We start from the raw sequence: 14,615 nt of genomic DNA, 5'->3' as shown, positions 1-14,615 counted from the left end.
GGCGGCTGACTCACTTCTCCCAGGCGACCAGGAACTCGGCCAGTGAGATGCGCCCGTCCACGTCCCCGTCGCGCTCGTCCGCGGCCTTGAAGATCGAGTCGAGCTCGGCGGTGGTGACCTCCTCGCCGCGCGCCTTCATCGCGAGCGTGAACTCCGCCCGGGTGATATATCCGTCACCGTCCCGGTCGAACTCCTGGAACGTGGCGGTCGGGTCGTCGATATCCGGCATGGGCTGACCTTTCGTGCGATGGCTGCGGGGCAGAGCAGCATCGAAGCACGATCTTGCTCCCGCCGCCGCCGGAATGACGGGCGGCGACCATGCGGCGACGGTGGGTGAGCGTCACTCGCGAGCGGACCGGACCTTCCCTGATCGCGACATAGGCCACCGGGCCTGCGTGAAGAACGCACGAAACCAATCGTGAAAGATACACGGTCAACAGTTGAAGATACGACTAGTCCTTTCTGGTCGAATCCGAAATTCTCCCTAATGGAGCAACACGGGAGGGAATCGATGGACCAGTACGAGCCTTATTGCCTGGCCGACCGGCTTTTTTATGACAAGCTCGGCGAAGACCAGACCGAGGCCTCGGACTTCTCCCTCGTTCGCCGCGAAGTGCCCGCCGACTGGGTCCGTATCGAGACCGACACCTGGATGTACTACGGCCTCGGTGACGGAGAGCCGCTGCCGTCCCAGGGCTGGAAGATCCATGTCTCTGCCTGCCTGGACGATGCCGAGCGCGCCCTGGGCGTGCTGTGGGACTACTGCCTCCCCCGTGGAATCGCATTCAAGTACCTGCGGGGACAATCCGCGCTGGTCATGTACAACGCGAAGACGGCCTCACGATCATCCAGCGGGAAACTCGCGACCATTTACCCGCGCGACGCCGGCGAGCTGGAACTGGTGCTCAAGGAGCTGGACGAACTCCTGCGCGACGTCCGGGGCCCGTACATCCTCAGCGATCTGCGCTATGCCGACGGCCCCCTTTATGTCCGCTATGGCGGTTTCGCCGAGCGCAAGGTCCTCAGCCAGAACGGCGAGCTCGTGCTGGCCCTGGAGGACGGGGAAGGCCGGCTGGTCCCCGACGTCCGCGGCGCGACCTTCAGCGTCCCGCCATGGACGACGCTCCCCGCGTTCCTCGAACCGCATCTGGCCGCCCGCAACGCCGTCACGACCACGGAGCTGCCGTACCAGGTGGAGTCCGTCCTGCACTTCTCCAACGGCGGCGGGGTGTACCTGGCCCGCGACAAGCGCTCGGACGAGCGGGTGGTGCTCAAGGAGGCCCGTCCGCACGCCGGCCTCGACGCCGCGGGCCGCGACGCCGTGACGCGGCTCAAGCACGAGCGCGACATCCTCGAACGGCTCGCCGGGCTCGACTGCGTGCCCGAGCTGCACGACTACTTCACGCTGGGCGACCATCACTTCGTCGTCCAGGAGTTCGTCGACGGCAACCCGTTGCAGCGGATCCTCGTCCAGCGTTACCCGCTGACCCGGGCCACCTGCACCGAGGAGACGCTCGCCGAATACACCGAGTGGGCCGTCGACATGCTCGGACAGGTCGAGTCGGCGGTGCGGTCGCTCCACGGGCGCGGCGTCGTGTTCGGCGACCTGCACCCCAACAACATCCTGGTGACCGCCGACGACCGGCTGGTGCTGATCGACTTCGAGGTCGCCACGCTGGCCGCCGACGAGGCCCGGTCGGCGCTGGCCAACCCGGCGTTCGCGCCGCCGCGCGACCGCACCGGGGTGGCGGCGGACGAGTACTCGCTGGCGTGCCTGCGGATGGGCCTGTTCGCCCCGCAGACGACGATCATGCTGATGATGCACCGGCAGAAGATCACCCAGCTCGCCGGGCTGATCCGGCGGACGTTCCCGGTGCCGGCGCAGATGATCGACGAGGCCCGCGAGCTCATCCTCGGCGACGAGCCGGAGGACGACGGCGGCGCGATGCGGGACCTGCCGCTGCCGGGCGACGCGTCCTGGCAGGAGGTGCGGGACGCCATGCGCCGCGCCATCCTGGCCAGCGCCACCCCCGAACGTGACGACCGGCTGTTCCCCGGCGACGTGGCGCAGTTCCAGCCGGGCGGCGCCATCAACATCGCCACCGGCGCGGCGGGCATCCTGTACGCGCTGTCGGAGACCGGGGACGAACGATTCCCCGAGTACGAGAGCTGGCTGAGCGAGCGGGCACTGAACCCCGCGTCCGGCACGAGCCTGGGCTTCTATGACGGGCTGCACGGCGTGGCGTACGTGCTGGACCGGCTCGGCCGCCGGCAGGACGCCCTCGACGTCCTGGACATCACGCTCAAGGAGAAGTGGGAGATCCTCGGCCCGAGCCTGCACACCGGCCTGTCGGGGCTCGGGCTCAACCTCCTGCACCTCGCCGAGCGCACGAACGAGCCCAACCTCCGCGCCGTCGCCGACAAGATCGTCGACATCTGCGCCGACCGGCTCGGCGGGCCCGAGGACGTGCCGGAGATCAGCGGCGGCGACAACCCCCGCGCGGGCCTGTTCCACGGCTCCAGCGGCCCGGCGCTGCTCTTCATGCACGCCTACGAGCGCACCGGTGACCCGGGCCTGCTGGACAAGGCCGCCGACGCCCTGCGCCAGGACATCCGCCGCTGCATCCGCACCAAGGACGGCTCGCTCCAGGTCAACCAGGGCTGGCGTTACCTGCCCTACCTCGAAGAGGGCTCGGTCGGGCTCGGCCTGGCGGTGGCGCGCTATCTCGTCCATCGCCCCGACGACGTCCACGGGTTCGCCCAGGACCTCGCCGACCTGCGCCTGCCCGCCCGCTCCGGTTACTTCGTCCTGCCGGGCCTGTTCAACGGCCGCGCCGGCATCATCGCCGCGCTCGCGATGGGCCTGCGCCACGGCGTGGACGAAGCCGACCCGCTGCTGCCCGAGCAGATCCGCGGGCTCCAGTGGCACGCGATGCCGTACGGCGGCGGACTCGCCTATCCCGGCGACCAGTTGCTGCGGCTCTCCATGGACTTCGCCACCGGCACGGCCGGAGTCCTGTTCGCGCTCCAGTCCGCATCGGACGCGGAGCGCGTGTTCCTCCCCTTCATCAGCCCGTTCGGCGGCGCACAGGCCCTGGCCAAGGAGCCTCTGCGCGTCACAACGCCGGACGGGGACGACTCCTATCAACGAGGAAAGGAGGTGTAACACACATGGCGCTTCTCGACCTGCAGGGTCTCCAGGCACCCACGTCCTCGGACGTGGCGAGCGGTGGCAGCACGTTGACGCTGCTGACCTGCCACTCTGGCAAGCCGAGCAACCTCAGCGCGGCTCTGTGCCACTGAGTGAGCTAAGGGCGGCAATCCCTGGGCGGCCGATGTCCCATCCGGTCGCCCAGGGCACCGTCATGTTCTGTGAAGGAGGATCGTGCGGGCTGCGGACCGGCTGGTGGCCAGGACGTTCAGGAGCGGCGGCGCCTGGCTGGGCGTGCTCCTGACGACGGCGATCGGCGGCGCGCTCCTGCAACTGGCCCTGCCCTACGTCATGGGCCGCACGGTCGACGCCCTCATCAGCGGCGGGGCGCACCAGGACGACTGGCTGATCGTCTGCGTGGCCGTCGTCGCCGGGGTCGTGGCCTGCGAGGGCCTCGGGATCTGGGCCACCGGGGCCACCGGGGCGCAGGCGTCGGCCTGGCTGCGCCGGTCGGTGCTGAAGCACGTGATGGGCACCGGCCCGGCGATGACGCGCCGGCTGCCCGAGGGCGACCTGGTGACCAGGCTCGGCATGAACACCGAAGAGGTCGGCCGCGCGCCCGAAGCCCTCATCACCACCGCCGCGCTGCTGCTGCCGACCGCGGGCAGCCTGGTCGCGCTCGCCCTGATCGACCTGTGGCTGCCGTTCACCCTGCTGGGCGGGCTGGTCATGATCAGCCTGGTGCTGCGCGCGTTCCTGCGCGACACCACGACGCTGTCGGCCGGCTACCAGAAGACACAGGGCGACATCGCGTCCCGGCTCCTCGACGCGCTCGGCGGCGCGCGCACGATCGCCGCGGCGGGGACCGTCCCGGCGGAGACGAGCCGGGTGCTGGCGCCCCTGCCGGCGCTGCGCGAGCACGGGATGGGCCTGTGGCGCGCGAACGCGCGGGCGGGCGTCCAGGCGGGCCTGGCGATGCCGCTGCTGGAGGTGACCGTGCTGGCAGTCGGGGGGTGGCGGCTCGCTTCCGGCCATCTCTCCGTCGGCGAACTGTACGCGGCCGCGCGGTACGTGGTGCTGGGCGCGGGCTTCAGTGCCGCGCTGGGCCATGTCGGGCGGCTGGCGAGAGCCCGCGCCGCCGCGGGACGGGTCGCCGAGCTGCTGGCCGACCCGCCCGTCGAGCACGGCGAGCGGACGGCCGCCGCGGACGGCCCGGGCACCGTGGAGTTCCGCGGTGTCGCGCTGGCGCGGGACGGCAGGCCCGTGCTCGACGATCTCGATCTCGTGCTCCCCGGCGGTACCGCCACGGCCGTCGTCGGCCGGTCCGGTACGGGCAAGTCGCTGCTGGCCGCGCTCGCCGGACGGCTGGTGGACCCCGATCGCGGAACGGTGCTGCTCGACGGCGTGCCGTTGCCCGAGCTGGCACGCGACGAGCTGCGCCGGGCGATCGGGTTCGCGTTCGAAAGACCGACGCTGGTGGGCGGCCCCCTCGACGAGGCGACCCTCGAAGACGCGATCGCCCTGGGACTGCCCGAGCGCGATCACGAGGTCGTCCAGGCCGCGGCCGTGTCCGCCCGGGCCGACACGTTCATACACCGGCTGCCCGGCGGGTACGCGACCCCGCTGCGGGACGCCCCCATGTCGGGCGGGGAGAAGCAGCGGGTCGGCCTGGCGCGGGCCTTCGCGCAGGGGCGGCGCCTGCTGGTCCTGGACGACGCGACCTCCAGCCTCGACACGGTGACCGAATACCAGGTCGGCGAGGCGCTGACCGGGCGGCTGAGCGGCCGCACCCGCCTCATCGTGGCGCACCGGGTCGGCACCGCCGCCCGCGCCGACCGGGTGGTCTGGCTGGAGGGCGGCCGGATCCGCGCGTGCGACCGGCACGACGTCCTGTGGGCCGACCCCGGTTACCGCGCGGTTTTCCAGGACGGTCAGGAGGACGATGAGGTGAAGGCCGGATGACCGCCGGCGGGTTCCTGTGGGACGCGCTCCGCCGCGAGCCCCGCATGCTCGCCCGTATCGGCTTCTGGTCGGTGCTGGAGGCGTCGCCCGCGTTCGTCATCGGCCACGCGATCGCGCGGGCGATCGATGACGGGTTCGCGGCGGACCGGCCGTGGACCGGGATGGCATGGCTGGCCGTGCTCGGCGCGGCCTGGCTGGTGGCCGCGTTCGGCGCCCGCCAGGTGATGCTGGCCGTCGCCGGGGTCGTCGAGCCGTTCCGCGACCGGCTGCTGATCCGGATCGTGGACGCGACCCTGCGCCGTACCGCGGCGCTCGAACAACCGCGCTCGTCGGTGGTCGCGCGCTCCACCCTGCAAGTCGAGCTGGCGAGGGACGCCTTCGCCGCGGTCATCTCGGTCGTGCGGTCGTTCGCCTTCACGGTGGCGAGCGTGACGCTCGGGATGCTCACCCTGGTCCCCGAGGTGCTGTGGCTGGTGCTGCCGCCGTTCTGCGCGGGCGTCGCGCTGTTCCTGCTGTCGCTGCCCGCGCTGGCCCGCAGGCAGCGGCACTTCCTGCTGACGGACGAGCGCAACGTCGAGGTCTTCGCCACGGTGGCCGGCGGTCTGCGCGACATCACGGCGTGCGGCGCCGAGGACCGCGTGGGCGCCACGGCCGGGGACCGGGTGGCGGAGCAGGCCGCGGCGGGACGGGGGCTGGCTCGCGTGACCGCGGTGCGCACGCTGTCGTTGTCCCTCGGCGGGTGGCTGCCCGTGCTGGCGCTGCTGGCGGGAGCCCCCTGGCTGCTGCGCAACGGCGCCGACCCCGGTGTCATCATCGGGGCGCTCGCCTATGTCACCCAGTCGCTGACCCCCGCGTTCGGCGGTCTGGTCGAGGGTCTCGGGGTCAGCGGCGTCCGGCTGATCGTGTCGCTGAACAGGATCCTGGAGCAGTCGCAAGTACCGGCCGCCGAGGCCAGGACGACGCCCGCGGCGGGGGCCGACGTCACGGTCGATGGCGTCACGTTCGCGTACGGACCGCATGCCGCTCCCGTCATCGACGGCCTCGACCTGCGGGTGGACGAGGGAGACCATCTGGCCGTGCTCGGCCCCAGCGGGATCGGGAAGTCCACGCTGGCGGCGCTGATCACCGGGATCGTCGTCCCGGACGCGGGCCGCGTGCTGGTCGGCGGCGTGCCCGCGGACCGGCTCGAACCCGCCGCGCGCGTGCTGATCCCGCAGGAGGCGTACGTCTTCCGGGGCTCGCTGTGGGACAACCTGACCTACCTGGTGCTCGGCTCCTCCGAACACGCGGTGGACGAGGCGGTCGAAGCGGTGGGCATGGCCGCGCTGGCCGAGCGGCTCGGCGGGCACCATGCCGAGATCGACCCCGGCTCGCTCTCCGCCGGGGAACGCCAGCTGATCGCGCTGGCCAGGGCCTACCTGTCCCCCGCCAGGCTCATCATCCTGGACGAGGCCACGTGCCACCTCGACCCGGCGGCCGAGGCGTTGGCCGAGTCCGCCTTCGCCCGCCGGAGCACCACGCTCATCGTGGTCGCCCACCGGATCAGCTCCGCCCGGCGGGCACGACGGGTGCTGCTCATGGACGGCACGCGGGTCTGGCAGGGCACCCACGCCGAACTGGTCCGGGACGCCCCCGGCTATGCCGAGCTGGTCGGGCACTGGCGTGCCGCCGAACTTGATCACGAACGGGAGTCCGTGCGATGAGATATCCGCCCGCCGAGCGGCAGCCGGTCGTCGACGACCTGCACGGCCACCGCGTACCCGACCCGTACCGCTGGCTGGAGGACCCGGCCGCCGAGCGGACGGGCGAATGGCTGGCCGCCCAGGACGAGCTCTGGCGGGAGGCCGCCGGCACGCTGACGGGCAGGGACGAACTGCGCGCCCGCGGCGCCGCGCTGGCCGGAACCGGCATGGTCACGGCCCCGCTGTGGCGCGGAGACCGCCGGTTCTTCCTGCGCCGGGCGGCGGGCGAGGAACACGCGGTCCTGTACGTCGCCGACGACGGCGCCTCCCGCGTCCTCATCGATCCCACCGTGCTCGACCCGGCCGGCCTGACGACGCTGGACGCCTGGCAGCCGTGCCACGAGGGCCGGCTGCTGGCCTATCAGGTGTCCACCGGCGGGACCGAACGTGCCGAGCTGTACGTCATGGACGTCGGGACCGGCCGGATCGTCGACGGGCCGATCGACCGCTGCCGCTATTCGCCGGTGGCATGGTTGCCGGACGGGCAGGGGTTCTACTACGTCCGGACCACGGCGACGTCCAAGGACGTCCGTCTCCATCGCCTCGGCGCCCCGGCCGACCTCGACCCGGTCGTCTTCAGCGCCGACACCGGCGGCCCGACCTCGTACGGTCTGGGGATCAGTCAGGACGGGCGCCGGCTCGCCGTCTCCGCCGTGCCCGGCACCAGCCCGCGCAACGACCTGTGGCTCGCCGACCTGTCGGCGAGCCGTCCCGAGGAGCCCGAGTTCGTCCCGGTCCAGCAGGGCGTCGACGCCAGGAGCGTGCTGATCGTCCGCGGCGAGCGCATGTACGTGGTGACCGACCACCGGGCGCCGCGGGTCCGGATCAGCGTCGCCGACCCGGCCAAGCCCACCGTGCAACGCGAGCTCATCGCGGAGGATCCGGAGGCGGTGCTCACCGACTTCGCGATCCTGGACGGGCTGGAGCGGCCGGTCCTGGTCGTGGCCTGGATACGCAAGGCGATCAGCGAGCTGACCGTGCACGACCTGATCACCGGCGAACGGCTCGCCGGCGTCCCGCTGCCGGGTCCGGGCTCGGTCGGCCCGCTGGCGGCCCGGCCCGAGGGCGGCCACACGGTCTGGTTCACCTACACCGACACCGTCACCCCGGAGGCCGTCTGGAGTTACGACGCGCGAACGGGAGAGACGGAGCTCTGGGAGCGGCCGCCCGGTGAGGTCCGCATCCCCGACGTGGCGACCCGGACGCTGGAGTGCCGTTCCGCGGACGGCTCGCCGGTGGAGGTCACCGTCATGGGCCCCGCCGGCGCCGAGGGCCCACTGCCCACGATCCTGTACGGGTACGGCGGCTTCGGCGTCCCGCTCACGCCCTCGTACGCGGCGGACGCGCTGGCCTGGGTCGACGCCGGTGGCCGCCTCGCCATCGCCCGGCTGCGCGGCGGCGGCGAGCAGGGATTGTCGTCGCACCGCGCCGGTGTGCTCGACCGCAAGCAGCGGGTCTTCGACGACTTCATCGCCGCCGCCGAGAAGCTCGTCTCCGAGGGCCTCACCACCACGGACCGGCTGGCGATCTGGGGCGAGTCGAACGGCGGCCTCCTGGTCGGCGCGGCCCTCACGCAACGGCCGGAGCTGTTCGCCGCCGCGGTCTGCGTGGCACCGCTGCTCGACATGGTCCGGTACGAACGTTCGGGACTCGGCGCCGCCTGGAGCGGCGAGTACGGCTCGGCCTCGGTGCCCGAGCAGTTCCGCTGGCTGTACGCCTATTCCCCGTACCACCACGTGCGGGAAGGCGTCGACTACCCGGCCGTGCTGTTCACGGTCTTCGACGGCGACACCCGGGTGGACCCGCTGCACGCCCGCAAGATGTGCGCGAACCTTCAATGGGCGACCGGCGGCTCGCGCCCGGTGCTCCTGCGCCGCGAGGCCGGCGTCGGCCACGGCGCCCGGGCGGCCAGCCGGTCGCTGGAGCTCGCCGCCGACATGCTCGCCTTCGCCGCCGCCCACACGGGCCTGCGCCCCGCCGCCCCGTGACCCCCGATCAGCCGTTGTCGGTCCACAGCCAGCCGCGTTCCTTGGCGATGGACACGGCCTCGACCCGGGTCCGCGCATCGATCTTGGTGAGGATGCGCGACAGGTAGTTGCTCACCGTTCCGCTGGCGAGGTAGAGCCGCTGGGCGATCTCGCCGACCGTGCACCCCTCGGCCGCGGCCTTGAGGACCTCGATCTCCCGGGGGGTCAGCGGGCTGGCGGCCCGGCTCTCGCCGAGCTCGGCGAACGCCAGGTCGGCGTCGATGACGCGTTCGCCGCGGGCGACCCGGCGGATGGCGTCGACCAGGTCGGCCGGGGAGGTGTCCTTGAGCAGGAACCCGGCCGCGCCGATGGCGACGGCGCGCCGCAGATCCCCCGGTTTGCAGTGCCCGGCCATGATGATCACGGCGCAGCCGGGCAGCTGGTCGTGGAGCAGGTCGGCCGCCTTGAAGCCGTCCATGTCGGTCAGGTCGATATCGATGAGCGCGACGTGCGGGAGACCCCGGCGGGCGGCCGGCACGAGCTTCGCGCCGCATTCCACCGTTCCGGCCACCGAGATATCCGCCTCCCCGTCAAGAAGCGCGACAAGTCCGCTTCGCAAAAGATGCACATCCTCCGCTATCAGTACTCGAATCACCTGTATTCCCTTTGATCAGGTCGAGGCGGAATCGAGTGCGCGCCATGGAGGATCGGCTTCGGACTCGCGAAACACATACCAGTCATATGCTGGACAGGGGAAAAAACTACGCATTGCATGGCGCCGCCTTAACTGGGCTGAGTTGAAGGGGCCACCACTTAGGGTGACGAAAGTCTGCCTGTGCGTCAAACCAGCCGTTACTTCCCCAACCCGGCCCGAATTAACCGTCGAACCTGTACACCGCCGAGTGTCACCGTCAAATGAAAGGCAAGACATCGGAGCGACACACGAATCGTCGGCAGGCGCGCTTGACGTAAGCAAAGCCCCGGTAAAGAGGGTCCGGCCGATATCGGCCATGACATGATCGTTCTAGTTTGGGTCCCTTTTGTAAGGTTTGGTCCGTATTGGATGCGGCCTGCCGTTTACAACCAGCCCGCCTCTTCGGCGATCCGGATCGCGTGCACGCGGTTGCGCGCACCGATCTTGCGGTTGATGCGCGACAGATGGTTGCGGACCGTGCCAATGGCCAGCAGGAGGCTGTCGGCGATCTGGTCGGCGGAGGCGCCCCGGGAGGCCAGCACGAGCACCTCGCGCTCACGGTCGGTCAGCGGGTTCTCCGCCGCGCTGAGCTCGGTGAACGCCAGGTCCGGATCGACCACCCGCCGGCCGCGGGCGACCTTGCGGACGGCCGCGACCAGGCCGTCGGGCGAGGTGTCCTTGAGCACCAGGCCGAGCGCGTGCGCCGAGGCCGCCCGGCGTACGTCACCGGGCCGCGACCGCGTCGTCATGAGGACCGACAGGCACTCGGGCACCTCGTCATGGAGCATCTCCGACGCGGTGAAACCGTCCATGTCGGGAAGGTCGACGTCCAGCACCGCCACGTCGGGCCGGTGTTCGAGCCCGGCCTTGACGACCTTCTCTCCGGAGTCGGCCGCGGCGACGACCTCAAGGTCCGACATCCCGTCCAGGAGAGCGACGAGACCGTACCGGAAGAGCGGCGCCGCGTCGCCGATCACCAATCGGGTCATCGCGCGTGCCTCCCGATGGCCGCAGGACCCATCGGCAGGTCAACGCGGCGGTCAGGTGGGGCCGCGGGGCGGAGGGCGGGCGATCGGAGGCAAGAAGGGAGCAGCTGAGGCATACGACAACCTTTGACGGCAGGGGGATGGGGCGCAGTCCCAGAGTGAAGTAAGAAGATTTCACCGAGTCAACATCGAGGGTGGATTCTTCCGAGCCGAATTAGGGGAAACAGGTCGCCGTCAGCGCAGGAAGTCGAAGGAGATCCCGGTGCCGGCGTCCCTGGCGGCGCGGTAGGCGACCCAGGCGACGGCGAGGTCCTGCCAGGGCAGGCCGACCGGGGCGTAGACGGTGATCTCGTCGTCCTTCACACGGCCCGGCACCTCCCCGAGCAGCACGTCACGCAGCGTTCCCGCGGCATGCTTGACGTCCAGCCCGGCGCTGCCGAGCACCCCCATCTCGACCGCGAGCGCGACGTCGTCGACCACCACGCGGGCGCTCTCCAGCAGGTCCGCGCCCAGTTCGGCCTTGCCGGGCTCGTCGGCGCCGAGCGAGGTCACGTGGGCGCCCGCGGCCACGTCCCCGCCGTTCAGCAGGGGTCGCCGCGCCCAGGTCGCCATGACGACGATCCCCGCGCCGGCCGCCGCGGAGCGCGCGTCCGCGGCGATCGTGGCGGGGACGCCGCGCCGCAGGCCGTGCCGTTCGGCGAACTCGGCGGCGCGCCCTGCGTCCACGTCGTACACGAGCAGTTCACGCACCGGGCGGAGCGCCGCCAGGCCCGTGAGCACCAGGTCGGCCTGCGCGCCCGCGCCGATGACCGCGACCGTGCCGGCGTCCCGCCGGGCCAGGGCGTGGGTGCCCAGCGCCGCGGCCAGGCCGGTGCGCCAGGCGGTCACGGTGGCCGAGTCGAGCAGGGCCAGCAGCTCGCCGGTGTGGAGGTCGTGCAGGCACACCACGCCGCGCAGGGCGGGCCGTACGCCGGGGAACTTGGCGTTGACCTTCACCGTGTACGCGGGCACGTCCTCGATCAGGCCGGGGATCAGTGCGGTCGCGCTGCCCGGCCCGGGCAGCGAGGTCACCGCCCGCTGCGGCCTCACCTCCCCGCTCTCGGCCACGAAACCCCGGCGCAGCGCGTCGAGGCAGTCGGCCGGAACGAGCAGGGACTCCAGCTGGGAGCGGTTGAGCAGCAGCGTCACCAGTACATTCTCGCGTCCCGACCGTCAGGGAGTCGAGACGGAAGATTTCATACCGCGACACCAGGTCGCCGCTCGACAGCGCACGGTCACGCGACCGGCGCCCCGCGAGGCCCGGCCCCGCGTCACTGCGGGCGTTCGCGCGCGTGCACCAGCGAGTCCCAGTCGGTCATCCAGTTGCGTCCCTGGTCGTCGATGAACGATCCGGGCGGCGGCTTGGTCTGGTGCTCGCGCAGCCACTCCCCCGGCCGCCGCATCGACGGGCGCAGCCGCCCGTCGCTGGGCATGAGCTGTGGCGGGATCGGCGCCGGCATGGCCTTCGGGATCGCGCCCTCGCTCGCCACCTCCGCCTGGTCCTTCTCCTCCGCCATGCCGATGGGACCCTGGCGCCGCGCGTTGAAGAACTGGTTCACCGCCGGGTGCGTGCTCGACAGGATCATCTCGCGCGGCCCGAACATCACCAGCCCGCGCCGGAAGAGCAGGCCCAGGTTGTCCGGCAGCACCCGTGCCGTCCCGATGTCGTGGGTGACGATGAGGAACGTCGCGCCCATCTCGGTGTTGAGGTCCACGAACAGCTGGTTGAGGTAGGCGGTGCGCACCGGATCCAGCCCCGAGTCCGGCTCGTCGGCCAGGATGATCTCGGGGTCGAGCACCAGGGCGCGGGCCAGGCCGGCGCGCTTCTTCATCCCGCCGGAGATCTCGCCGGGCAGCTTGGCCTCGGCGCCGGTGAGCCCGACCATCTCCATCTTCTCCAGCACGATCCGGCGGATCTCCGACTCGCTCTTGCGGGTGTGCTCGCGCAGCGGGAAGGCGATGTTGTCGTAGATGTTCATGGAGCCGAACAGGGCGCCGTCCTGGAAGAGCACGCCGAACTTGCGGCGCATGTCGTACAGCTCGTTCTCCCGCAGGCGCGGCACGTCCCCGCCGCCGACGAAGACGTGGCCGCGGTCGGGGCGCAGCAGGCCCACCAGGTTCTTGAGGAAGACCGACTTGCCGGTGCCGGACGGCCCCAGCAGCGCGGAGATCTCACCGGCGGGGATCGTGAAGCTCACGTCCTCCCAGATGACCTGCCGCCCGAACGACTTCTTGAGCCCTTCCACCCGGATCTCGACGCCCATGGCCACTCCCAGGCGGGGCCTCCGGGGGCGGGATGTCCGCAGCTCTTCCAGCCGGCCCCCGCCGCTTCGACTGTACGACGGCCCCGCCGCCGCGACGAGACCCTGAGCGGTCCGATATTGGACACCACGTCCAGCCGATGCCGTCCGGGCGGGTCACGGTCCGGCGGGGACCTCCAGCGTCCGCATGACCTCGGCCAGCACCTGCGACTGGCGCGGCACGAGGTAGAAGTGGTCGCCGCCGAACACCCGCAGCGCGAAACGGCCGTCGGTGAGCTCGCCCCACCTGGCCGCCTGCGCCTCGGTCACGTGCGGGTCGGCGTCGCCGACGAGGGTGGTCAGGGGAACGGTGAGACGCGGACCGGGCCGGTGGACGTAATCCTCGATGAGCCGGAAGTCGTTGCGGACGTAGGGCATGACCAGCTCGCGGAGCTCGGGCTCCTGGAGGGCGTCCGCGTCGGTGCCGCCGAGCCTGACCATCTCGGCGACCACGCCGTCGTCGTCCCGGTCGGCGACCCGGTCGTCGCCGCGGTCGTGCGGCGGGCGCCCGCCGGAGGCGAACACGTGCACGGGCGGGCCGCCGCGTTCCTGCAGCAGGCGCGCCACCTCGTACGCCAGGACGGCGCCCATGCTGTGGCCGAAGAGCGCGACCGGCCGGTCGAGCAGCGGGGCCATGGCGCCCGCGACGAGGCGGGCGAGCTGGTGGGCGTCGGTGACGAACGCCTCGGCCAGGCGGTCGGCCCGTCCGGGGTACTGCACGGCGTGCACCTCGACGGCCGGGCTGATCTCCTTGGCCCACGACCGGTAGAAGCCCGCCGACCCGCCCGCGTGCGGCAGGCAGAACAGGCGCATCGAGGCCCACGGCCGCGTCTCGGCGCAACGAAACCAGGTCACGAGATCAACTCCTCCTCGTCCCACACGGGCGGCGGCGCGCCCGGGGATGCGGGGGGACGGGCGGCCTCCTCGGACACTACGGTACGAGGACGCGGCCGAGGATCATCGGGCAGCGGCCAGGGCGCGAGGCGCGGATCGGGCACGCGCTTGGGCCGGGTCGTCTCGGCGGCCACCTTGAAGCCGCGGCGCCGGTAGTTGCCCATCGCGTTCGGATGGTCGAGCGTGCTGGTCCGCAGCCAGACCCGCGTCGCCGGGCCGGTGTGCTCGGCCCAGTCCCGCCCCCGCCGCCACGCGCGGTGCACGCACTGCTCGACGAGGTGCCCGCCGTACCCCCTGCCGACGAACGCCGGGGTCAGCCCGACGAGGTGGATCTCGGTGTCGCCGCCCGGTTGCGCCTCGATCTCGAAGAACCCCGCGACCGTGCCCTCCGCCATCACGAGCCAGGTGGCCAGCTCGGGCCGGTCCAGCCAGGCCCACCAGTCCTCGTGGCTCCAGGGGAACCGGTCGGTCCAGCACACCCGGGCGCCGACCGCGGCGTACAGGGCGCGGCTGACGTCGGGCGAGGGGACCCGGGACCGGGTGAAGGTCATCGGGGCGTCCGGCGGCGGCGCGGGCCGCAGGTCGGCGGCGTCGCGCATCTCCATCGTCCACTCGGTGACCGCGGGGAGCTCCAGGGCGTTCCGCAGGGCGGGCCGCCCGGGATCAGCCACCCATCGCCTCGATGAGGCTCTTCGGGCGCAGGTCGGTCCAGTTCTCCTCGACGTAGTCCAGGCAGGCCTGCCGCGTGTCCTCGGTCTTGGCGACCGTCCAGCCGGCGGGCACCTCGGCGAACGACGGCCACAGCGAGTGCTGGCCCTCGTCGTTGGTCAGCACGACATAGGTGCCGTCGGCGTCCTCGAAGGGGTTGGTCATCAGGTGT

General features: G+C 71.8%; 13 protein-coding genes. 5 read left to right on the top strand and 8 right to left on the bottom strand.

The window, feature by feature from the left end; genetic code table 11:
- Positions 1-10: 10 nt before the first annotated feature.
- Entirely contained in the window at positions 11-229 is a 219-nt protein-coding gene (locus tag ABD333_RS11645; protein WP_344540339.1) for an EF-hand domain-containing protein, read from the bottom strand.
- Between the two features lie 282 nt (positions 230-511).
- On the opposite strand from ABD333_RS11645, the gene lanKC reads away from it, so the two are divergent.
- The 5 genes from lanKC to ABD333_RS11620 all read left to right on the top strand — a co-directional run bounded on the left by lanKC (position 512) and on the right by ABD333_RS11620 (position 8,843).
- Complete coding sequence (gene lanKC, locus ABD333_RS11640; protein ID WP_344540337.1) at positions 512-3,166, top strand: class III lanthionine synthetase LanKC; 2,655 nt, start codon at positions 512-514, stop codon at positions 3,164-3,166.
- Positions 3,167-3,171: 5 nt separating this feature from the next.
- Complete coding sequence (locus tag ABD333_RS11635; protein WP_344540336.1) at positions 3,172-3,303, top strand: SapB/AmfS family lanthipeptide; 132 nt, start codon at positions 3,172-3,174, stop codon at positions 3,301-3,303.
- Positions 3,304-3,385: 82 nt separating this feature from the next.
- Complete coding sequence (locus ABD333_RS11630; protein ID WP_344540335.1) at positions 3,386-5,113, top strand: ABC transporter ATP-binding protein; 1,728 nt, start codon at positions 3,386-3,388, stop codon at positions 5,111-5,113.
- On the top strand, positions 5,110-6,816 hold the full coding sequence (locus ABD333_RS11625; RefSeq protein WP_344540334.1) for an ATP-binding cassette domain-containing protein: 1,707 nt from the start codon (positions 5,110-5,112) through the stop codon (positions 6,814-6,816). Before ABD333_RS11630 ends, ABD333_RS11625 begins: the two co-directional genes overlap by 4 nt.
- Positions 6,813-8,843 carry a prolyl oligopeptidase family serine peptidase gene (locus ABD333_RS11620; RefSeq protein ID WP_344540332.1) on the top strand — a complete coding sequence of 677 codons (2,031 nt, stop codon included), beginning with the start codon at positions 6,813-6,815 and terminating at the stop codon, positions 8,841-8,843. Before ABD333_RS11625 ends, ABD333_RS11620 begins: the two co-directional genes overlap by 4 nt.
- Positions 8,844-8,850: 7 nt before the next feature.
- Here the strand turns inward: ABD333_RS11620 and ABD333_RS11615 are convergent, their stop codons facing one another.
- The 7 genes from ABD333_RS11615 to ABD333_RS11585 form a co-directional block, all read right to left on the bottom strand.
- Positions 8,851-9,477 (bottom strand): response regulator transcription factor, encoded by a 627-nt coding sequence (locus tag ABD333_RS11615; RefSeq protein ID WP_344540331.1) that lies wholly within the window; start codon positions 9,475-9,477, stop codon positions 8,851-8,853.
- Between the two features lie 422 nt (positions 9,478-9,899).
- Positions 9,900-10,505 carry a response regulator gene (locus ABD333_RS11610; RefSeq protein ID WP_344540330.1) on the bottom strand — a complete coding sequence of 202 codons (606 nt, stop codon included), beginning with the start codon at positions 10,503-10,505 and terminating at the stop codon, positions 9,900-9,902.
- A gap of 231 nt (positions 10,506-10,736) precedes the next feature.
- A complete protein-coding gene (locus tag ABD333_RS11605) occupies positions 10,737-11,690 on the bottom strand; it encodes an ornithine cyclodeaminase family protein (protein WP_344540329.1) in 954 nt (317 codons plus the stop codon).
- A 122-nt stretch (positions 11,691-11,812) separates the two neighbouring features.
- Complete coding sequence (locus ABD333_RS11600) at positions 11,813-12,805, bottom strand: ABC transporter ATP-binding protein (protein ID WP_344540328.1); 993 nt, start codon at positions 12,803-12,805, stop codon at positions 11,813-11,815.
- Between the two features lie 153 nt (positions 12,806-12,958).
- Positions 12,959-13,696, bottom strand: coding sequence for a thioesterase II family protein (locus tag ABD333_RS11595; RefSeq protein ID WP_344540327.1), 738 nt, complete (start codon positions 13,694-13,696; stop codon positions 12,959-12,961).
- The gene (locus ABD333_RS11590; RefSeq protein WP_344540326.1) at positions 13,693-14,406 is read right to left on the bottom strand and encodes a GNAT family N-acetyltransferase; all 714 of its coding nucleotides are present in this window, start codon (positions 14,404-14,406) and stop codon (positions 13,693-13,695) included. Before ABD333_RS11590 ends, ABD333_RS11595 begins: the two co-directional genes overlap by 4 nt.
- Complete coding sequence (locus ABD333_RS11585) at positions 14,399-14,608, bottom strand: MbtH family protein (RefSeq protein ID WP_344540325.1); 210 nt, start codon at positions 14,606-14,608, stop codon at positions 14,399-14,401. Before ABD333_RS11585 ends, ABD333_RS11590 begins: the two co-directional genes overlap by 8 nt.
- Positions 14,609-14,615 lie beyond the last annotated feature (7 nt).

The sequence above is a fragment of the Actinomadura fulvescens genome (assembly GCF_039533225.1).
Classification (GTDB): Bacteria; Actinomycetota; Actinomycetes; order Streptosporangiales; family Streptosporangiaceae; genus Spirillospora; species Spirillospora fulvescens.
The sequence above is the reverse complement of the archived record's forward strand: the minus strand, read 5'-3'. Positions and strand labels throughout refer to the sequence as shown.

Coding starts and splice junctions, on each gene's coding strand:
- ABD333_RS11600 (WP_344540328.1), bottom strand. CDS start 12,805: ATGGGCGTCGAGATCCGGGTGGAAGGGCTCAAGAAGTCGTTCGGGCGG.
- ABD333_RS11635 (WP_344540336.1), top strand. CDS start 3,172: ATGGCGCTTCTCGACCTGCAGGGTCTCCAGGCACCCACGTCCTCGGAC.
- ABD333_RS11645 (WP_344540339.1), bottom strand. CDS start 229: ATGCCGGATATCGACGACCCGACCGCCACGTTCCAGGAGTTCGACCGG.
- ABD333_RS11620 (WP_344540332.1), top strand. CDS start 6,813: ATGAGATATCCGCCCGCCGAGCGGCAGCCGGTCGTCGACGACCTGCAC.
- ABD333_RS11585 (WP_344540325.1), bottom strand. CDS start 14,608: ATGACCAACCCCTTCGAGGACGCCGACGGCACCTATGTCGTGCTGACC.
- ABD333_RS11625 (WP_344540334.1), top strand. CDS start 5,110: ATGACCGCCGGCGGGTTCCTGTGGGACGCGCTCCGCCGCGAGCCCCGC.
- lanKC (WP_344540337.1), top strand. CDS start 512: ATGGACCAGTACGAGCCTTATTGCCTGGCCGACCGGCTTTTTTATGAC.
- ABD333_RS11610 (WP_344540330.1), bottom strand. CDS start 10,505: ATGACCCGATTGGTGATCGGCGACGCGGCGCCGCTCTTCCGGTACGGT.